Below are 20,113 nucleotides of genomic sequence, written 5' to 3' on the forward strand. Positions count from 1 at the left end.
CCGGGCCGCCGGGCGGCCAGCTTCCGCAGGGCCTGCTCGGACCAGTGCAGGGTGTGCCCGTCGGCGGTCGGCAGGGGCAGGTCCAGCAGGGCGGCGTCCAGCGCCATGAAGTCGCGGTCGGCGGAGAAGACCGGTTCGACTCCGAAGACCTGGAGGTACCGGTCGGCGTGGGGCGGCGGAGGCTGGGTGAGGTGCAGGCGGCGCGGTCTCACCGGGATCGACGTGGTCTCCCGGTGCAGGGTCAGGAGCGCCGCCATGTCGCGTTCGATGAAGAAGCGCCGCACCTTCTCGGGAAGCCCGCCTACGCCGAGCACGAACCGGTACTCCGAGGCGTCGACCTCCATCCGGAGCTCCGTCACCCCGTAGAGGAAACCGAGGTGGCGCATCCCGAAGGCGGCGGCGTCCCGCACGGTCGGGCAGCTGAGGAGCCCGAGCCCCCAGACGCCGTAGGCGGTGAAGTGCATCCGGGAGCCCAGGGTGAGGCCGAGCCCGGGGGCGTCGCAGGCCTCCAGCAGGTTGGCCGCGGCGTCGATCTCCTGGTGCGGCGTGATCTCGCGCACGGGGTCGACGAGGTCGGCCTCGGCCAGCCCGGTGCCGGCCAGGCAGCGGTCCGCGCCCACCCCGTGCTCGGCCGCCAGCCGCACGATCTGCGCCAGACTGCCCGTGGTCCGCATCCGGTCCCTTCGCCTTTCGTTCCGGAGCCCGCCCCCGGCTCCGCTTCCGCCGGCCCTGCCGTCGTTGGCGGAAATTATCAATTTAGTAGGCGCATGGGCGCATTGTCAGCCCAAAAGTAAGCACTTAGTTTCACTCTTGACCAGCATGTTCGGGACCTGACCGCCGCCAGGCGTGCGGTACGGATCGCCGGCCGCCCGTCACTCCCTCCCCACCGGCCGCGGACGCCCGCCCCGGCACCCGGATGACGCGCTGCCGGCCTTCCGCGGGAATGAGGAGGACGAGTGGAGACCGAAGCCGCGATTCTCTGGGAGACGAACACGCCCTGGAGCGTGGAGGACATCGTCATCGACCCGCCCAAGGCGGGAGAGGTGGTGGTCAAGCTCGCGGCCTCGGGCCTGTGCCACTCCGACGAGCACATCGTCACCGGCGACATGGCCCTCCCGCCGGAGATCATCGAGCAGACCGGCGCGTCGATCACCCCGATCATCGGGGGCCACGAGGGCGCGGGCGAGGTCGTCGAGGTCGGCCCCGGGGTCACCAGCGTGCAGCCGGGCGACCACGTGTCGCTGAGCTTCGTCCCGTCCTGCGGCCGCTGCCCCTCCTGCGCGGCCGGCCGGCAGAACCTCTGCGACATGGGCGCCTTCCTGCTGTTCGGCCGCCAGATCAGCGACCTGACGGCCCGCCACCACGCCAAGAGCAACGGCGCCGACCTGGGCCTGATGTGCTGCCTGGGCACGTTCTCGCCGTACACGCTGGTCAACGAGGCCTCCTGCGTCAAGCTCGACGACGACATCCCCCTGGACAAGGCCGCGCTCGTCGGCTGCGGCGTCACCACGGGCTGGGGCTCGGCCGTCTACCTGGCCGAGGTGAAGCCGGGTGAGACCGTGGTCGTGATCGGAGTCGGCGGCATCGGCATCAACGCCATCCAGGGCGCGGTCATGTCCGGCGCGCGGCACATCGTGGCGGTCGACCCGGTGCAGTTCAAGCGGGACGAGTCGCTGAAGTTCGGCGCCACGCACACCGCGGCCAGCGTCGAGGAGGCCCTCGAGCTCGTCGGCATGATCACCTGGGGTGCGCAGGCCGACAAGGTCATCATCACCACCGGCGTCGCCGACGGCAAGATGATCCTGCCGGTGATGACCATGGTCGCCAAGGGCGGCCGGTGCGTCGTCACCTCGGTGGCCTCGATGGCCTCCAACGACGTCTCCCTCAACCTGGCCGACTTCACGCTGATGCAGAAGCAGCTGGTGGGCGGCATCTTCGGCGGCGCCAACCCGCGCCGCGACATCCCCCGCCTGCTCCGCCTGTACAAGGAGGGCAAGCTCAAGCTCGACGAGCTGATCACCACCACGTACAAGCTGTCCGAGGTCAACCAGGGCTACCAGGACATGCGCGACGGCAAGAACCTGCGCGGCCTGATCCGCTACTGACCGAGACGCGAACCACCGGCCGACGTGCCGACAAGGGTCCCGCTGCGATCAGCGGGACCCTTCGTCATGCCGGCATTCGCCGTGCGCGTTCTCGACGCCCGCGGCCCGGATGGTTTCAGCGCCGCGGGGAAACGCGAGAACCTAGGAAGATCGACTACGCGTGAGCGAAAGAGGGGACGTCATGGAGCTTTCCGGCATCGGAGTGTGGAGTCAGCAGCTGCGTTACGGGGACGCGGCCGAGGCCGCGGAGTCGGCCGCGGAGCTGGAGGAGCTGGGATACAGCGCCCTGTGGATCCCGGACGTCGGGGGACCGCTCTTCGACGCGGTCGGCCGGCTGCTGGCCGCGACCCGGCGGACGGTCGTCGCGACCGGCATCCTCAACCTGTGGATGCACGCGCCCGAGGACGCCGCCGCCTCCCACGCGTCGCTGACCGCCGAGCACGGGGACAGGTTCCTGATGGGCATCGGCGTGAGCCACGCCCCGCTGGTGGACCGGGCGGAGGCCGGCCGCTACCAGAAGCCGCTGGCGGCGATGCGGACCTTCCTCGACGGGCTCGACCAGGCCGACACCCCCGTGCCTTCGGAAAGCCGGGTACTCGCCGCGCTGGGCCCCAAGATGCTCGAACTTGCGGGGAAGCGGGCCCGTGGCGTCCACCCCTACCTCGTCACGCCCGAGCACACTCGGACGGCCCGCGAGGCGCTCGGAGCCGGACCGCTCGTGCTGCCGGAGCAGACGGTGATCCTGTGCGCGGACCGGGACGAGGCCCGCGCGATCGGCACCGACTGGCTGAAGAACTACCTGTCCCTGCCGAACTACGCCAACAACCTGCTCCGCCTCGGCTTCTCGCCCGAGGACGTCGAGTCGGTGAGCGACCGCCTGTTCGACGCCCTGATCGCCTGGGGGGACGAGGAGGCGGTCAGGCGCAGGGTGGACGAGCACCGCGCCGCCGGCGCCGACCACGTCTGCGTCCAGGTGCTCACCGAGGACCAGGGAGCCTTCCCGAGGGAGCAGTGGCGCCGCCTCGCCGCCGCCCTGCTGTGATCTCCTAGGAAGGCCGAGGAGCTTCGCGGCGACGGGCGGTGCCCTCGGGAGCCCGCTCTTTTCTCACCCGGCGATCGAACCGGAGTGTTTTCGGGGATATGTCAGGGTAGATGACTATTTGTCGGGAGTGTGGTCAAGGGGCGCCGCCCTCCGCGGAGAACGTCGGTGAGGAGGTCGGTGTGGAGACGATGAACGCTTTCGTCATGAAGCGCATCAACGAAGTCGGTTTCATGAAGAAGCCGGTCCCCACCGACCTGGAGCCGACCGCGGCCCTCGTCAAGACGACGTGCGCCCTGGTGTGCACCTCCGACACGCACACGGTGGCGGGCGCGCTCGGCGAACGTGAGAACCTCACCATCGGCCACGAGGCGGTGGGCGTCGTGCACAGGCTCGGAAGAGCCGTCCGGGGCTACCGGGAAGGCGACCGGGTCGCGGTCTGCGCCATCACCCCCGACTTCCACTGCGTCAACTGCCAGCGCGGCTACACCTCGCAGTGCCAGGAGATGCTCGGAGGCTGGAAGTTCGCCAACATCAAAGACGGCGTCTTCGCGGAGTACTTCCACGTCAACGACGCGGAGGCGAACCTCACGCCGATCCCGGACGACATCCCCGACGAGAAGGCGGTCTACATCTGCGACATGATGTCGACCGGCTTCGTCGGAGCGGAACACGCGCGGATCCCCATCGGAGGGACCGTCGCGGTGTTCGCGCAGGGGCCGGTGGGCCTGATGGCCACGGCCGGCGCCCGGATGCTCGGCGCGGGCCTGGTGATCGCCGTGGAGAGCGTCCCGAAGCGGATCGAGCTGGCGAGGCACTTCGGCGCGGACGCCGTCGTGGACTTCAGCGAGGTGGACCCGGTCGAGGGGATCCGGAGACTGACCGACGGGGCCGGCGTGGACGCCTCCATCGAGGCACTGGGCCGGCCGGAGTCGTTCGAGGCGTGCGTGGCGGCCACCCGTCCCGGCGGGACGATCTCCAACATCGGCTACCACGGCGAGGGAGACGTCGTCCCCATTCCCCGCCTGGGCTGGGGGGCGGGTATGAGCGACAAGACGATCCGGACCGCCCTCTGCCCCGGCGGCAAGGAGCGCATGGGCCGCCTGCTGCGCATTCTTCAGACGGGCCGCCTCGACCCGACCCCCATGACCACGCACACCTTCGACTTCGATGAGGTCGGCACCGCCTTCGAGCTGATGCGCACCAAGGCCGACGGCGTCATCAAGCCGCTGATCCGCTTCCCGTCCTGACCGTTCCGCGTGCGGGCGCCGGCCGCTAAAGGGAGTTGAGGAACTTCGCGGCGACGGGGGCGGCGGCCTCGGCTCCGGCGCCGCCGTCCTCGACGATGACGGAGAAGGCCAGGTCGCCCTTGTAGCCGATGAACCAGGAGTGGGCGGGAGGCTCCTCGCCGGAGCCGAACTCGGCGGTGCCGGTCTTGCCGGCGGTTCCGGCGGGGAAGTCGACGGCGTGGGCGGTGCCCTCGGAGACGACGGCGGGCATCAGGACGCGCAGCGCCTTGCGGACGGCGGGGTCGAGCGGGTGGTCGGGCTCGGGCTTCCTGCCGCCGGCGTCGAGGGCCTGGCCGGCCAGTTCCCGGGGGACGAGGCGGGGGGAGCGCCAGGTGCCGTCGGCGGCGGCCGCGGCGACCGAGGCCATGTTGAGGGGGCTGGTGAGCACCTGGCCCTGGCCGAACGCGGCGGAGGCCAGCGCGGTGTCGTCCTTGACGGCGGGGAACGCCGCCCGCACCGCCGGGAGGCCCGCGATGATCGGCGCGTTGAAGCCGAACTGGGAGGTGACCTCCGCCAGCTTCTTCTCGCCCAGCCTGCCGACGGCGAGGTCGGCGAACGTGGTGTTGCAGGAGTGGGCGAACGCCTCCCGGAACGGGATGCTGCCGAACTTCTCGTATCCGGCGTTCTTGAAGGTGCGGCCGTTGATCGTCGTCGTGGCGGGGCAGTTCACCTTGTCGTCGACGCCCAGGCCGCCCGCGACGAGGGCGGCGGCCGTCACGACCTTGAAGGTGGAGCCGGGCGGGTACTGGCCCATGAGCGCGCGGTTGTAGCCGCCCGGTTTGTTGACGACGGCGAGGATCTCGCCGGTCGAGGGTCGCACGACGACCATCGAGGCGTCCTTCTTCGCGGTCGTCAGGGCCTGGCCCGCGGCCGTCTGGACGCGCGGAACGATCGTGGTCTTCAGCGGTTCGCCCTGGCCGCCGCCGAAGCGCTGCAGGGTCTTGACCGGCTGGTCCTTCGCATCGACGATCTTGACGACCGTGGCGGGGGTGCCGGCCAGCCGCTTCTCGTACTGGCGGTTGAGCCCGTCCAGCCCGACCGGGTCGTCCTTGCGGTAGGGGGCGCCGAACTCGGCGGCGGCCTTGTCGGTGGCGGGGCCGACCGGACCGAGCAGCTGCTGCACCGAGCCGGAGGAGCTGCCGCGCAGGTCGGAGCCGTTCGCGGCGGTGATCGCCGCCCGTTCGGGGAAGTCGCGGGAGGAGGTGAGCCGCTGGCCTTCCTTCAGGTCCGGGTGGAGCACGGACGGCGTCCAGCGGACCCGCCACCCGTCGTCGTTCTTGACGAAGGAGAAGGCGCCTTCGTAGTTCCACTTCTGGCCCTGGCCGAGAGTGACCTCGGCCCGGTAGACGGCCCGGGCGTCCTCGCCCTCCCCGACCCCGGCCAGATGGAGGCGCTGGTCGACTACGCCGAGATCCGTCCATGTGCGGGTGAGGCGGGCCGGGAGGTCGGCGGGAGCGCCCTCGGTGAGCGACGTCATCGCGGCGGCGTCACGGCGCTGCCAGGCGTCGAGGAACTGCTCGGTGACGGGCTTGGGGCCCTCGTCCCTGTTGATCCAGAACACCCCGGCGCCCACGACCACGGCGACGGTCGGTACGGCCACGGCCGCCACTACGGCTCGGCGCATCCGCGTCTCCTTTCCCCCGGTATGAGCCAACAGGACAGCAGATGATCCGAAGGATGTCCAAGAGCGATATCAGCCATAGATTGATACGAAAACAGATATAGTTCCTGCTCGTGAACCTCGTGGGGCATCTCGAATGCTTCGTCGCGGTCGCCGAGGAATTGCACTTCGGGCGGGCCGCCGAGCGGCTCGGCATGGCCCAGCCGCCGCTCAGCCAGCGTATCCAGCGGCTGGAGCGGGAGCTCGGCGCCCGGCTGTTCGACCGGTCGAGCCGTCGCGTCGTGCTCACCGCGCCGGGCCGGCTGCTGCTGGAGGAGGCCCGCGACCTGCTGGAGCGGGCCGAGCGGATCCGCACCGTCGCCGAGCGGGCCGGAGACCGCGACCTGCTGCGCGTCGGCATCCCCGAGGACCTCGACGGCGCGGTGATCGCGTCCCTCATCGGCACGTTCCGCGACATCCGCCCCGAGCTTCCGCTGGAGCTGCGCCCCGCCCCGGCCGAGGAGCACCTGCGCGCGCTCTCCGACGGCACGCTCGACGTCGGCGTGCTCCGCCACCCGTGCGACACCGCGGGCCTGTCCCTCGGCCCGATGCTCGGAGAGCCCCTGGGCGTCCTGCTCCCGGACGGATCCCCTCTGGCCTCCGCTCCCGACCTCCGCCTGGCCGACCTCGAAGGCCACGACCTCGTGGTGTCCCGCCGCGAGAGCTCTCCCGCCGCGCTGGAGGACCTGCTGGCGTCCTGCGCCCGCCACGGCTTCGTCCCGGGCGCCGTCCACGAGTCCCCGCACCCCCAGTTCACCCTGGGCCTGGTCCTGGCGGGCACCGCCGTGGCCCTCCTGCCGCACGCCCCGGCGGCGCCCGGCGCGGTGTGGCGCCCCCTCTTCGGCACCCCGCTCCTGCGGCGGACGTCCTGCGCCTGGCGCGCCGGCGCTCCGCCCGAAGGCCCTCTCGCCGACCTCATCGACGTGACCACCCGCGTCCTGCGCATGGAAGCCGCCATGACCGCCGTCCCCCAGCGGGTCGTACTCCGCCCGTCCTCCGGATTCCTCGCATGACCGCCGCGACCCGGCCCCGCCCCGTCCTCCCGATCCGCGCCGCCCGCGCCGCGGTAGCCTCGACCGTGCCCGCCGCCGGTTCTCCCCGTCTTCCCCTGCCCGGAAGGCGATCCGTGCTCTCCGGAGGAGGTGCGGCGTGACGTCCGCGATCGAGGGGGCCTTCCGGGAGGCCGGGGTGGTCGGCTGGCTGCACGCCGTCGACCTGGACTCCGGACGCGAGGTCGGCGTACGCCCCGACGAGAGCGTGGTCCTGGCGTCGGTGTTCAAGGTGCCGCTGCTGGTGGCGTTCTTCCGGCGTGCCGCGGCGGGCGGGCTCGACCCGGCGGAGCAGGTGACGCTCCCGCCCGGAGCCCGGGTGGCGGGCTCGACCGGGACGTCGGTGCTGCTCGACGAGATCCGCATGTCGCTGCGGGACCTGGCCTGCCTGATGATCACGGTCAGCGACAACACGGCCGCCGACGTCGTGCTGGAACGCGTCGGCCTGGAGCACGTCAACCGGACGCTGACCGAGCTCGGCCTGGGGCGGACCGGGGTGACCGGGAGCGCGGGAGAGCTGCACTCCTCGCTGATGGCGGACGCGGGCGTCACCGACCCCGCGGAGCTGTGGGAGAGGCTCGCGGAACCCGGCATGACCGGACGCCTGTCGGCGCTCGACCCCACCCGCTCCAGCCACGGCACCCCCCGCGAGCTGACCCGCCTGCTCGCCGCGATCTGGCACGACGACGCCGCGCCTCCTCCCGAATGCGCCCAGATGCGCAGGATGCTCGGCCTCCAGGTCTGGCCGCACCGCCTCGCCTCGGGATTCCCCTACGACGACGTCCTGGTCAGCGGCAAGACCGGCACCCTGCTGACCCTCCGCAACGAGATAGGCGTGGTCGAGTACCCCGACGGCGGCCGCTACGCCCTGGCCGTCTTCACCCGTGCCCGCAGCACGGCCGCCACCCACCCCCGGGCCGACGCCGCCATCGGCACCGCCGCCCGCCTCGCCGTCCAGGAGCTCCGCGGCTGGGCCTCCTGACCCGCGCTCAGCTGCTCCGGCATGAGGTACCGACGGCATTCGCCGGAGACGGCCGACTCGGGGTCGGCCGGCGATGGGAAGGCGGGGTTCAGGGTTCCGGGAAGGCCACGTTCTGGAAGCCGTCGGGGACGTGGATGGCGCCGGGGGGAAGGGTGTTGGGGGCCAGGAGGAGGCCGCCGACGGCGTCGAGGACGAAACGGCCCAGGTTCTCCCAGGTGCCGTGGGTGTTGCGGCCTTCGGCCAGTTCGAGTTCGAATCCGGCGCTGGCCCGGAAGAGCAGGGGGCGCACCAGGCGCCAGCGCATCTGCATGACTTCGGGGGGGATGTTCGCCGTCGTCCGTGCCACGGCCCGGATCGCCGTGCCGGTGTGCGGGCCGGCGAGCTCGGGGAGCACCTGCTCCTCCAGCGCGGGATCGGCCAGGGCCTGGATGACGAAGCGGGAGTAGTAGGTGGGCGGGCCCAGCCGGTCCAGGTGGATGAGGGTGGGCAGCAGCACGCAGGCGAGGTGCTCGCGCGGGTCGGGTGAGCCGGCGGCCCGCTCCGCCATCGTGCGGCCGATCTCGTCGGTCTCCCTGCGGTGCGCCCGGACGATCTCCAGGACGAGGCCGAGCTTCGTGCCGAAGTGGTAGGCGACGGCCGAGTGGTTGGCCGCGCCGGCCTCCTCGGCGATCCGGCGGGCGGAGACCCCGGTGCCGTGCAGGGCGATCAGGCGTTCGCCCGCCGCCAGCAGCTGCTCGCGGGTGGATGCCTTCTCCGTCATGGCCACCATCCTCCCATCTGTGAGAACCGTCTCTTCTGGCACCTTTCCGGCAAAAGTTAAGACGTCTGACTTAATCCTACCCCTAAGCTTTAAGTCGACTGGCTTAATCACTATCGGCAACGCGAGGGAGATCGACCTGATGCAGGCGACGGACACCGTCTCCACCCAGGGGGAGCGGAAGGCGGGCCCCGAAGGGGAGCGGCAGGTTCCCAAAGCAGTCATGTACGTCTTCGTCGGGCTCATCCCGTTCCTCCTGGTGATGATGCTCGTCAGCGTTTACACGGCGGCGATGCACCAGCCCACGCCCCGCGACCTGCCCGTCGCGGTGATCGGCACCGGGCAGCAGGCCGTCGGGCTCGCCGGTCGGCTCAACGCCGCCGAGGGGTCGCCGGTCGAGGTCCGCACCGTCGGCAGCACGTCCGAGGCCCGGAGCCTCCTCATGGACCGGGAGATCGGCGCGGCCTTCAAGCTGCCGTCCGCGCCCGGAGGGCCTGCCCTGCTCTACACGGCGCAGACCGCCGGCATGGGCCAGGCGTCGATGGCGCAGGCGATCTTCAACGGGATCGCCGCCCAGCAGAACATCCCGGTGGAACACCACGAGATCGCGCCGCTGCCGCCCGAGGACGGCATGGGCGTCTCCGCCATGATGATCGTCACGGGCTGGATCCTGGCCGGATACATGATCGTCACCATGGTGACCCAGGGCTTCCCCGCGCTCTTCACCCTGCGGAGGATGCCGGTGTACCTCGGGGCCTGGGCCGCGCTGATGAGCTTCCTGGTGTGGTTGATCGCAGACCCGATCATCGGGGCGGTGGGCGGTCATGCCTGGGAGATGCTCGCGCTCGGCTGGGCGACGATCTTCTCGGTCGGGCTGGCGCAGAGCTTCATCGCCCGCCTGGTCGGCGGGCTCGGCTCGATCGTCGGTGTGTTCGTCCTCATGTACCTGGGCGTCCCGGCCTCCAACCTGGGCATGCCGGTGAAGGCGATGCCCGGCTTCTTCGAGTGGCTGCACGGCGTCCTGCCGACGCCCGCCGCCGGCGAGGCGCTGCGCGCCGTTCTGTACTTCGGCGGCGACGGGGTGAGCGGGAACCTGCTGGTCCTCGCCCTGTGGGGTTCGGTCTCCGTCGCCGGTTCCGTGGCCCTGGACTCGGCACGCAACCGGCGCAAGCCCGAGCACCACCTGAGCGACGACGAGAAGTCCTCCGCGGACGAGTCCTCCGAGTCCTCCGAGGATTCAGGGGCCATCGCCCCGGCAGTGCCCGTCACGGCCTGACCAGCGCTCCCCGCCCGAGCTTCCCCATCTTCTCCCCACGAGGTTCCGCATGTCCTCCACTGCCAGCGGCCAGCACGCCGCCGTCCCCGAGAAGGGCTCATCGCCCGCGGTCAAGTACGTCCTGGTCGGGCTGTTCCCGTTTCTCATGGTCGTGATGATGGTCAGCGTCATGCTGTCGGCCATGCACCAGCCCACGCCCAACCGGATGCCGCTCGCCGTCGTCGCCTCGACCGCCGCCCAGGCCGAGCTCACCACCTCCCAGCTGTCCGCCGCGACCGGCGAGGCGTTCGACCTGCGCACCGTCGGCACCGAGGCCGAGGCCAAGGAGCTGATCCTCAAGCGCGAGGTGGCCGGCGCCTACACGGGACCGTCCGTGCGCGGCGAAGGCCGAGCCGTCGTCCACGTCGCGGGCGCCGCGGGCGCGAGCCAGGCGCAGACCATCACCGGCATCCTCACCGGCTTCACCGCCCCGCAGGGCATCACGCTCCAGACCGACGACATCGCCCCGCTGCCCCTCTCCGACAGCGCCGGCATCTCCATCCTCTACCTGGCGCTCGGCTGGCTCCTGTCCGGCGCGATCTTCATTCTGGTCATCGGAGCCGCCGCACCCCAGCTGATGCGGCCGCGCACCCTCGCGGTCGTCGCCGCGGGCTGGGCGGTCTTCATGGGCTTCGCCGTCTGGCTGGTGATCGGCCCGATCATCGGCGCGATCGACGGCCATCCCGAACTCATCGGCGTCGGCGCCCTCGCCTCTTACACCGGAGCCCTGGTCACCGCCTTCTTCGCCCGCCTGCTCCGCCCGCTCGCCGTGAACCCGGCGCTCGACCAGATCGCCGGAGTCCCGGCGATCGGCCTCCTGGTCATCCTGGGCGTCCCCGCCAGCGGCGGCGCCGTCTCGATCTGGATGGAGCCCTCCTTCTTCCAGTGGCTGCACGGCGTCCTCCCGATGCCCGCCGTCCTGGAGACCGCCCGCTCCATCCTCTACTTCGACGCCCGCACCCTGGGCGGCCACATGACCGTCCTGCTGATCTGGCTCGTCGCAGGCCTGATCCTCAACTTCCTGCCCTTCGGCGGGAAGGCGGCCGCCGAAGCACCCGCGGAGGAGAGCCCTTCCCGAGCGGATGCTCCCGTCTCCGTCTGACGGTCCGGCTGTGCACCGACCAGCCGGAGAAGGCATGGAATGTGTCTGCGCACAGTCCTGATCCCGTTCGTTGCGCCGGGAACCGCCTTGTTCCTAGCCTTGGCGTTCCCGGGCGCGAATGAGGAAAAGGGGCAGCTTATGGCGGTCGATCCGCGGAAAGAGGACCTGGAACGGCTCGCGGCAGAAGATCCCGGCGGGCCGGTGGTCATGCTCAATCTCCTGCGTTTCACCCCGGGCGGCGAGGCGACCTATCAGGAGTACGCGCGGCACACGGGACCCTTTCTGAAGCGGTACGGGGGCCGTCTCCTGTACGCCGGGCAGGGGTCCACGGCGCTGGTCGCCGAGGACGGCCAGGCGTGGGACGCCATCCTCGTCGTGCAGTACCCGAGCCGTGACGCGTTCCTCCGCATGGTCGCCGATCCCGAATACCGGAAGGTCACGGAACTGCGGTCCACGGCCCTGTCCGAAGCCGTCCTCCAGGCCACCGTCCCCTGGTAGGCGCCCCTCCGCCCGGCTACGGGTAGGAGATGCAGGTGGTGCCTTCCGCCCGGACGTTCGGTTCGCCGGGAAAACGCCAGCGGCACACGGCCGTGACGTCGGTCGTCGTCGAGCCGTTGCCCTGACAGGTGAGAGCGCCGTTGAGGTAGAAGTACACCGGGTAGCCGTGGGCCGTGCAGTACTGGGCCATGTCCTTCATGGTGACGGTGCCGAGCGTTCTCGGGTTCGACGGAGGAGGCTGGTTCGCCGGGGGAGGCTCGCTCGACGAGGACGGCTTCGGAGAGGACGGCTTCTTGGTGGCCGGGGGTCTGGTGCCGCTCGGCTTCGGCGTTGAGTCCGGGTTCTGGGGGCCGTCCCGGTTCTCCGGAGTCTTGGACGTGCGGGGCGTCTTCGTGGAAGAGGGCATCGCGACGGACTCTTCCCCCTCGGAGCCGGAGGGGTTCGACGGTTCGAGCGTCACGCCGGGTGAGGCCCCCGACGGCTCGGCGGATTTCTGCGGCAGGAGATTCGGGACGGCGAAGTAGACCGCTCCGACGAGCACCAGCATGGCCAGGGCCGCGGCGCTGACGCGGTTGCGGTATCGATGTCCGCCCGGCACGGCCGGGTGTCCGCCGGATCGCTCCCGCTCGTCGTCGAGAGGGGCATCGCCGCCGGTCTGCCAGGCGGGCGCCGGCAGGGCGCGGAGGCGGTCGCCGACCTCGACGGCGGTGGGGCGCTTGGCGGGGTCCTTCTCCAGGCAGGCGCGGACGATCGTCTCCAACCGGCCGTCCAGGCCGTCCAGATACGGTTCGCTGTGGAGGACCGAGTACATGACGGCGGAGAACGACGTGCCGCCGAAGGCGTTCTTCCCCGTCGCGGCGTAGGCCATGGTCGCCCCCCAGGCGAACAGGTCGGCCGCCGGGCCGGACTCCTCCCCCCGGAGGTGCTCGGGGGCCGTGTAGCCGGGGGTGCCCACGGCCTGGCTGCCGCTGAGCGACTGGCTGAGGTCCAGGGCGCGGGCGATGCCGAAGTCGATCACCACAGGGCCGTCCGGGCCGAGGATCACGTTGCCCGGTTTGAAGTCACGGTGGACCACGCCGGCCTGGTGGATCGCGGCCAGCGCCGTCACGGTGTTGAGGGCCAGCCGCTCCAGGGCCGCCCCGCCGCGGACCCCGGCGTCGCGCACCGAGGCCTGCAGCGACGGGCCGTCGACGTACTCGCTGACGAGGTAGGGCTGGCCGTTCAGGACGCCGCTGTCGAGCACCTGCGCCGTGCAGAAAGGGGCGACCCGCTTCGCGAGCTCCACCTCGTCCAGGAAGCGGATGCGGGCGGCCTCCTGAATGATCAGGTGCGCGTGCAGGAGCTTGACCGCCACCCGCCGGCCGCTCTCGTCGTCGCCGAGGTAGACGGTGCCCTGGCCGCCGGCTCCGAGCCGGCCTTCGAGCAGGTACGGGCCCACGCTCGCCGGGTCCGTCGGCAGGAGCGGCGACAGTCCGGTCACACGTCCTCCAGAGATCCAGAACCCCATGATCCTATCCATTTTCGACGCCGATTCGGTGGGGTGTCCGTCGCGGCGACGACAGGCGTCCGCCCTGCCGTCCGTGGGGAGACGGACGGCAGGACGGACGCCGGGAATGCGAGGGGCCGCAGCCCTTCGCGTCACAGACCGCCGGTGTTCAGCAGCAGGTTCGGGGTCGGCCCGGGGGTGTTGTTGCCGTTGACCACGCCAGGAGTGGCGTTGTCGGTCAGCCAGGTGCCGATGGTCGTGGAGGGGGCGTCACCGTAGGCGGCCTTGTAGAGGGCGGCCACTCCGGCGACGAGGGGCGCGGCGAACGAGGTGCCGCTGTTCTGCATGTAACCGCCGCCCGCCTGGGGCATGTCGATGTTGGAGCCGGGTGCGTAGATCTCCACGCAGGTGCCCCAGTTGGAGAAGGAGGACCTGGTGTCCGTGCTGTCGGTCGCCCCGACCGTGAAGGCGCCGAGCGCGTCGGCGGGAGGCTGGGTGCAGGCGTCGGCGTTGTCGTTGCCGGCGGATGCCGTGACGAAGACTCCGCTGTTGGCGAGGCCGTTGACGGCGCTGCGCAGAATCCCGCTGAGGTAGGAGACCAAAGCGTTGTTGAAGTTGCTGGAGATGTTGGCCACCGCCGGTTTCTGGTGGTTCCCGGCGACCCAGTTCACCGCGTCGAGGAACTTGAAGAAATCGAGGTTGTCGGCGCAGTCGATGAAGCGGACGGACCGCAGGTCGACCTGTTTGGCCACTCCATGGAGAGTGCCGCCCAGGGCTCCGGCGACCCCGGTGCCGTGGTCGAGGCATCCTTGGGTGATGGTTCCGCCGATGAAGTCGCGTACGGTCGAGGCCCGCCCGCCGAAGTCGGGGTGGCTGGTGTCGACGCCGTTGTCGAGGATGTAGGCGTTCACCCCGGCGCCGGTGGAGTTCGCCGTGAAGGTGCCGTCCAGCGGGAGCGCGGCCTGGTCTATGCGGTCCAGCGCCCAGCCGGGATTCGTCTGGACCGACGGCGCCGCCGCCGACCGGCTCGTCGCGTTCCGTACGACGGCGTTCTGAACGATCTGCATGACCCGGGAATCGCTCCGGAGGCGTTCGACCTGCCGATGCGAGAGCCGGGCCGCGAAACCGTTGAGGGCGTCGGACCACCGGGCCATCGTGTCCTTGACGCGGGCGCGTGACAGCACGTCGTCCTGCGAGGCGTCGTCCTTGAGCTCGACCAGGTATTCGCCGGGCCGGGCGATCTCGGTGGGCGCGTACTTCACGTCGACGCGGGGCGCCGGTTCGGCGGAGGCCGGGAGGGCGGTCGCCGCCGCCAGCGCGAGAGCCGCCACGGGCAGCATGAACGAAGACTTCTTCACGGGAATCCTCTCGGGGGTGGGCCGGAACGGCCGGAGGAGGAACACCGCGAGCGTCGCAGGACTTGATCTTCCCGTCAAGTAGACGAGTATGTATATATAAGACCGGCCGCACCTGGCGCGTCATGGCGAGGAAGGGCCCGGTCGGCATACGCCGTCGGCGATGAACCTCCCCGCCTCGGGCGCGTTGGCGCGCAGGTCGTAGTCCGGCTCCAGCCTCATGTTGCGGAGCACCGAGAGGTAGACGGCGCCGATCATCTCGGTGAGCAGCGCCGGGCCGTAGTCGGTCCGCACGTCGCCCTGCCGGAGGCCGGCGTCGACGATCCTGCGCAGCTGCTCGTGGAAGAGCGCGCTGCGGACGGCCGTGGCCTCCTGGCTGCCGGCCCGCTCCAGCTCGAAGGTCACCATCGCGAGGTATCCGGGGCGCCGGTCGACGGCGTCTACCAGGTCGGTGAAGAGCAGGAGGACGCGCTCCCGTGTCGGCGCCGGCCGTGCGAGGGCCTGGGTGATCAGGGCGCCGAGGTTCCCGACCTGCTCCTCCCAGAGGGCGGTGAGGAGGTCGTCCTTGGTGCTGAAGTAGTTGAAGAACGTCGCCCGCGAGATCCGGGCGGCCGACGCCAGCTCGGCCGCGGTGGTGCCCTCGACCCCGCGTTCGAGGAAGAGCCTCCGGGCCGCGTCGAGGACCCTGGTCCGGGTCTCCCTCCGGTTCTGTTCGCGCCGTCCGGTCACCGTTCGAGCCCTCCTCCGACCGGCACAGACCGCCGCGAGGCGAAATGGTACCTCGTGCGCCGGGCCCCTCCCCGACCGATGGACCGGTTCGTGCGGGTCCGGCTGACCTGCGGGACCTCCGTCTTGGTGAGCGGGACCACAGAATCGGCACGGATGTGACCTGGAGTACAAATTGGACCGCCGTCCAACTTTTTGCCCCGACGGGCGGCCCCCAGAGGAGTAAGTCATGACCCAATTCCAGGACCGCACGGTGGTGGTCACGGGCTCGGCGTCCGGCATCGGCGCCGTGGCCGTCGAGAAGTTCCGCGCCGGCGGAGCGAAGGTCATCGGTGTCGATCGCGTCCCGACCCCGGGGGTCGACCTCGACATCGTCGGAGACCTCGGCACCCGGGCCGGCGTCGAGGACATCGCCGCGCGGGTGGACCGGCCGATCGACATCCTGGTCAACAACGCCGGCGTCGCGGCCACCCAGCGGTGGCAGACCGTGCTGGGCGTCAACGCGCTGGCCCCCCGCGACCTGACCCGCCTGCTGATGCCGCAGTTCAGGCCGGACCCGGTCGTGGTCACCACCGCCTCGATGGCCGGATTCATGTGGGCGCAGAACCACGGGCTCATCCAGCGCTTCCTCAGGACCGAGGACTGGGAGGAGGCGCTCGACCTGGTCAAGGAGTACCCGGGCCTGGAGACGACCTGCTACAACCTCTCCAAGGAGATCGCGATCGTCAACGCCGGCGACCTCGCGGTCAGCGGCAAGCACATCAACCTGCGCTCCAACAGCGTCTCGCCCGGCACCGTCGGCACGCCGCTCCTGGGCGACTTCGTCGCCACGATGGGCGAGGAGAACATCAACGGCACCGTGACCTGGGCCGGTCGGCACGCCGCCGCCGAAGAGGTCGCCGACGCCATCCTCTTCCTGGCCTCCCCCCAGGCCACCTGGATCAACGGCGTGGATCTGGCCGTCGACGGCGGCCTGAACGCCATGGTGTTCCGCAACTACATCGCCCCGGCGATGGCCGCGATGGCCGAAGGAGGCGCGGCGTGAGCGAGTCCTTGACCTCCGTCAACCCGTCCACCCTCGAGGAGCTCGGCAGCACGCCGGTCACCACCCTCGAGGAGCTCGACCGCCTGGTCCGATCCGCCGACGCCGCGTCGCGGGACTGGCGCACCGACCGCGACCGGCGTCGCCGCATGCTGGCCGCCTGCTCGTTCGTGATCATGGACAACCAGCAGGAGCTGGCCGAACTGCTGGTTCGCGAGCAGGGCAAGAGCATGTCCGAGGCGTCCGGCGAGGTGTGGATCACCGGCCGCTGCTTCGCGCACATGGCCCGCGTCGACTGGCCCGAGACCGAGGAGGCGGTTCCCGCTCCCGGACGGTCCGCGCAGATCGTGCGCAAGCCGTACGGCGTCATCGGGGCGATCGTCCCCTGGAACTTCCCCGTGTTCCTGCTGGCCGCCAAGGCCGCGCCCGCGCTGGCCGCCGGCAACACCGTGATCGCCAAGCCGGCGGAGTCGGTGTCGCTGACGGTGACCCGCTTCATCGAGCTGCTGAACCGGGTGTTGCCCGAAGGCGTGATCGGCGTCGTCAACGGCGACGCCGCGGTCGGCCGGGGGCTCATCGAGCACAGGCTGGTCCGCAAGGTGTCGTTCACCGGCTCCACGGCGGTGGGCCGCGAGATCATGCGCACGGCCGCCGCGTCCATCACCCCGGTTACGCTGGAGCTGGGCGGCAACGACCCGGCGATCGTGCTCGACGGCGCCGACATCGCGGTCACGGCCGCCGCTCTTGCCGCCTCGGCCTACTTCAACGCGGGCCAGATGTGCGTCGCCCCCAAGCGCGCCTACGTGCCCGAGCACCTCGTCGACGCCTTCTGCGACGCGTTCGCCGCCGCCATGGGCGACATGCGGGTCGGAGACCCGACGCAGCCCGGCGTCACCATGGGCCCCCTCCACAACAGCGCTCAGCTCAACGTGGTGCAGACCCTGTTGAACAAGGCGCTCGAGGACGGCGCGAAGCTGGTCAAGGGAGGGGAGCGGGGCACGGACCTGCCCGGCCACTTCCTGGAGCCGACGCTGCTGCGCGACTGCACCGACGCGATGGGCATCGTCGCCGAGGAGCAGTTCGGCCCGGTGTTCCCGGTCGTGGGCTACCGCGACCTGGAACAGGTCCTCGAGACCGTCAACGGGCAGGAGTTCGGGCTCGGGGCCTCGGTGTGGGGCGAGACCGTCCGGGCGACCGAGGTCGCCGGACGCGTCGAGGCCGGCTCGGTGTGGGTCAACCAGCACAACGCCCTGGAAGTGGAGCTGCCGTTCGGCGGCGTCAAGGGCAGCGGCTTCGGCCGTGAGGGCGGCTTCGCCGGCGTGGAGGACTTCCTCCAGACCACCGTGCTCAGCGTGAAGCACGGAACCGGCGTCGCCGCGTCCCCCATGCCCGCCGAGACCGTCACGGGCCGGCACGACATCACGACCAGCGAGACCGACCTGGACGCGCTCCGGGTCCGCCTCGGCGCCTGGCTCTCCGAGCGCCTCGGCACCGAGGTACGGCTGGACGGGCTGCGCCGTCCCTCCCATTCGGGTATGTCCAGTGTGTCGGTGCTGTTCGACGCGTCGTGGACCGAAGGCGGCGAGCGGCAGCGAGCCGAGCTCGTGGCGCGGCTGGCCCCGGAGGAGTCCGCGGTCCCCGTGTTCCCCGGTTACGACCTGGAACTCCAGTACGAGGTGATGGCCGGCGTGCGGGAGCACACGGATGTGCCGGTGCCCCGGGTGCGCTGGTTGGAGCCGACCGGCGAGGTCCTCGGCCAGCCGTTCCTGGTCATGGACCGGCTGACGGGATCGGTGCCCGCCGACAACCCGCCGTACGTCTTCGGCGGCTGGCTCGCCGACCTCGACCCGGCCGAGCAGCGCGAGCTCCAGGACGCCAGCGTGGACGTCCTCGCCGGCATCCACGCGATCGGGGACCCGGCCTCACGGTTCCCGGGCCTCGCCCCGAAGGCCGGCCTGCGGGCCCACTTCGAGAACGAGCGCCGCTACTACGAGTGGAGCTGCCGCGAGGACGGCGTGCGCATCCCGCTGCTCGAGGAGGCCTTCGCGTGGATCGAGGCGAACTGGCCCGAGGAGCCTTCGCCCGACGTGCTGTGCTGGGGCGACTCCCGCATCGGCAACATCATGTACACCGGCACGCGGCCGTCCGGCGTGATCGACTGGGAGTCGGCGGCGCTGGCCCCCCGCGAGATGGACCTGGGCTGGTTCGTCTTCTTCCACAGCATGTTCCAGGACATCGCCGACGTGTTCGAGCTGCCCGGCCTCGCCGGACTGTTCCGCCGCGACGACGTGGTGGCCCGCTACGAGCAGACCTCCGGCGTCAAGGTCCGCGACCTGGACTTCTACCTCACCTACGCCGCGCTGCGGCACGGCACCGTGATGGCCCGGATCCATCGCCGCCGCATGCACTTCGGTGAGGCGGAGCGTCCGGAGGACCCGAACGAGTACGTGCTGCACCACCCGATGCTGCGTCGACTCCTCGACGGCACCTACCCCTGGAAGTGAGCCCGCCATGACCCATCCCTACGACGGAGGACCCCGATGAAGCCCGCACCTCTCGACGAACTGCCGGTCCACCAGGCGCCGCAGTCCATGGCGCGTGTCGCCAGCACCGACAAGAACTTCTACGACCGGTACTACTTCAACGCCCAGGACCGCACCGGCGAGCGGTTCCTGGTCATGGGCCTGGGCGTCTACCCCAACCTCGGCGTGGTCGACGCGTTCGCGACCGTGCGCTCGGGCGACCGCCAGTGGTCGGTGCGCTTCTCCGACGCCCACCGGGCGGGCGAGCTGCGCACCGAGGTCGGCGGCTTCCGGGTCGAGGTGATCGAGCCCCTGCAGAAGCTGCGGGTGGTCTGCGAGCACGAGAGCCTCTCCTTCGACCTCACCTGGGAGGGCTCGTTCGAGGCGGCGCTGGAGGAGCACCACATCCTCGACGACGGTCCGCGCGCGATCCTCGACGCCACCCGTTTCGCTCAGCTCGGCAGCTGGGCGGGCACCCTGGCGTTCAACGGCGAGGAGCTGACCGTGGACCCCGAGGTCTGGCTGGGCAGCCGCGACCGCTCATGGGGGATCCGCCCGGTCGGCGACGCCGACCCCGCCGGCCGGCTCGCCGAGGACCCGCGCCAGGGGCACTGGTGGACCTACGCCCCGCTGCGGTTCGACGACTACGCGCTGCTCGTCATCATGCAGGAGAGCCCGGACGGCTACCGCACGCTCAACCACGCGACCCGCACCTTCGCCGACGGCCGCGTCGAGCAGTTGGGCTGGCCGCGCATCGAGGTCGACTACAAGAGCGGCACCCGCGACCCGAAGTCCGCGCGCCTGCACCTGACCAGGCCCGACGGCTCTCCGCTGGTGGTGGAGATCGAGACCCTCACCTCCGTGTCCCTCACGGTCGGCGCCGGTTACGGCGGCGACCCCGAGTGGCTGCACGGCCAGTGGAAGGGCCGCGACTGGTCGGAGGCCTCCGAGTACGACCTCGACGACCCCGCCATCGTGGGCCGCCTCCCGTACTCCACCGTCGACCACGCCGCCCGCGCCACCTGCGAGGGCCAGGTCGGCTACGGCATGTTCGAGCACGCCGCGATGGGCCGCCACGACCCGTCCGGCTTCAAGGACTGGTTCGACATGGCCCCCTGACGGTCCCGCGAAGGCGAAGACGCCCCTCTCGCCGGCTCTCCGGAGTCCCGGTGGGGTGAACCGCTCC

17 protein-coding genes are annotated in these 20,113 nt (G+C 71.0%); 11 read left to right on the forward strand and 6 right to left on the reverse strand.

Going from position 1 to position 20,113, the window contains the following annotated elements:
• Positions 1–674: AraC family transcriptional regulator (locus tag ABD327_RS03640; protein WP_344448674.1), on the reverse strand; the 674-nt coding region annotated here is incomplete at its 3' end.
• A gap of 282 nt (positions 675–956) precedes the next feature.
• Between ABD327_RS03640 and ABD327_RS03645 the strand changes: the two genes are divergently transcribed.
• The 3 genes from ABD327_RS03645 to ABD327_RS03655 all read left to right on the forward strand — a co-directional run bounded on the left by ABD327_RS03645 (position 957) and on the right by ABD327_RS03655 (position 4,394).
• Positions 957–2,105 (forward strand): NDMA-dependent alcohol dehydrogenase, encoded by a 1,149-nt coding sequence (locus ABD327_RS03645; protein ID WP_344448675.1) that lies wholly within the window; start codon positions 957–959, stop codon positions 2,103–2,105.
• Positions 2,106–2,265: 160 nt separating this feature from the next.
• A complete protein-coding gene (locus tag ABD327_RS03650; RefSeq protein WP_344448676.1) occupies positions 2,266–3,147 on the forward strand; it encodes an LLM class F420-dependent oxidoreductase in 882 nt (293 codons plus the stop codon).
• Positions 3,148–3,335: 188 nt separating this feature from the next.
• Positions 3,336–4,394, forward strand: a complete 1,059-nt coding sequence (locus ABD327_RS03655; protein ID WP_344449067.1) for an NAD(P)-dependent alcohol dehydrogenase — start codon at positions 3,336–3,338, stop codon at positions 4,392–4,394.
• 25 nt (positions 4,395–4,419) lie between these two features.
• Here ABD327_RS03655 and ABD327_RS03660 read toward each other — a convergent pair whose 3' ends face one another.
• Entirely contained in the window at positions 4,420–6,057 is a 1,638-nt protein-coding gene (locus ABD327_RS03660) for a penicillin-binding transpeptidase domain-containing protein (RefSeq protein ID WP_344448678.1), read from the reverse strand.
• 110 nt (positions 6,058–6,167) lie between these two features.
• On the opposite strand from ABD327_RS03660, the gene ABD327_RS03665 reads away from it, so the two are divergent.
• Both ABD327_RS03665 and ABD327_RS03670 read left to right on the forward strand, forming a co-directional pair.
• The gene (locus ABD327_RS03665) at positions 6,168–7,106 is read left to right on the forward strand and encodes a LysR substrate-binding domain-containing protein (RefSeq protein ID WP_344448679.1); all 939 of its coding nucleotides are present in this window, start codon (positions 6,168–6,170) and stop codon (positions 7,104–7,106) included.
• Between the two features lie 136 nt (positions 7,107–7,242).
• Positions 7,243–8,124, forward strand: a complete 882-nt coding sequence (locus ABD327_RS03670; RefSeq protein ID WP_344448680.1) for a serine hydrolase — start codon at positions 7,243–7,245, stop codon at positions 8,122–8,124.
• 88 nt (positions 8,125–8,212) lie between these two features.
• Here the strand turns inward: ABD327_RS03670 and ABD327_RS03675 are convergent, their stop codons facing one another.
• Positions 8,213–8,884, reverse strand: coding sequence for a TetR/AcrR family transcriptional regulator (locus tag ABD327_RS03675; RefSeq protein ID WP_344448681.1), 672 nt, complete (start codon positions 8,882–8,884; stop codon positions 8,213–8,215).
• Positions 8,885–9,023: 139 nt separating this feature from the next.
• Between ABD327_RS03675 and ABD327_RS03680 the strand changes: the two genes are divergently transcribed.
• The 3 genes from ABD327_RS03680 to ABD327_RS03690 all read left to right on the forward strand — a co-directional run bounded on the left by ABD327_RS03680 (position 9,024) and on the right by ABD327_RS03690 (position 11,796).
• Positions 9,024–10,157, forward strand: coding sequence for a hypothetical protein (locus ABD327_RS03680; protein ID WP_344448682.1), 1,134 nt, complete (start codon positions 9,024–9,026; stop codon positions 10,155–10,157).
• 49 nt (positions 10,158–10,206) lie between these two features.
• Entirely contained in the window at positions 10,207–11,298 is a 1,092-nt protein-coding gene (locus ABD327_RS03685) for an ABC-2 transporter permease (protein ID WP_344448683.1), read from the forward strand.
• A gap of 138 nt (positions 11,299–11,436) precedes the next feature.
• Positions 11,437–11,796 (forward strand): DUF1330 domain-containing protein, encoded by a 360-nt coding sequence (locus tag ABD327_RS03690; protein WP_344448684.1) that lies wholly within the window; start codon positions 11,437–11,439, stop codon positions 11,794–11,796.
• 16 nt (positions 11,797–11,812) lie between these two features.
• Here ABD327_RS03690 and ABD327_RS03695 read toward each other — a convergent pair whose 3' ends face one another.
• The 3 genes from ABD327_RS03695 to ABD327_RS03705 form a co-directional block, all read right to left on the reverse strand.
• Positions 11,813–13,276 (reverse strand): serine/threonine protein kinase, encoded by a 1,464-nt coding sequence (locus ABD327_RS03695; protein ID WP_344448686.1) that lies wholly within the window; start codon positions 13,274–13,276, stop codon positions 11,813–11,815.
• 158 nt (positions 13,277–13,434) lie between these two features.
• Positions 13,435–14,640: a S8 family peptidase gene (locus ABD327_RS03700; protein ID WP_344448687.1), complete on the reverse strand. Its 1,206-nt coding sequence runs from the start codon at positions 14,638–14,640 to the stop codon at positions 13,435–13,437.
• A 120-nt stretch (positions 14,641–14,760) separates the two neighbouring features.
• On the reverse strand, positions 14,761–15,366 hold the full coding sequence (locus ABD327_RS03705) for a TetR/AcrR family transcriptional regulator (protein ID WP_344448688.1): 606 nt from the start codon (positions 15,364–15,366) through the stop codon (positions 14,761–14,763).
• A gap of 226 nt (positions 15,367–15,592) precedes the next feature.
• Here ABD327_RS03705 and ABD327_RS03710 point away from each other — a divergent pair, with 226 nt between their 5' ends.
• The 3 genes from ABD327_RS03710 to ABD327_RS03720 are packed head-to-tail and all read left to right on the forward strand — an operon-like array spanning position 15,593 to position 20,046.
• Complete coding sequence (locus tag ABD327_RS03710) at positions 15,593–16,408, forward strand: SDR family oxidoreductase (RefSeq protein ID WP_344448689.1); 816 nt, start codon at positions 15,593–15,595, stop codon at positions 16,406–16,408.
• A complete protein-coding gene (locus ABD327_RS03715; protein WP_344448690.1) occupies positions 16,405–18,909 on the forward strand; it encodes an aldehyde dehydrogenase family protein in 2,505 nt (834 codons plus the stop codon). Before ABD327_RS03710 ends, ABD327_RS03715 begins: the two co-directional genes overlap by 4 nt.
• Positions 18,910–18,945: 36 nt before the next feature.
• Complete coding sequence (locus ABD327_RS03720; RefSeq protein WP_344448691.1) at positions 18,946–20,046, forward strand: Rv3169 family protein; 1,101 nt, start codon at positions 18,946–18,948, stop codon at positions 20,044–20,046.
• Positions 20,047–20,113 lie beyond the last annotated feature (67 nt).

Origin of the sequence: Actinocorallia aurantiaca (genome assembly GCF_039533685.1) — a bacterium.
Lineage (GTDB): Bacteria > Actinomycetota > Actinomycetes > Streptosporangiales > Streptosporangiaceae > Actinocorallia > Actinocorallia aurantiaca.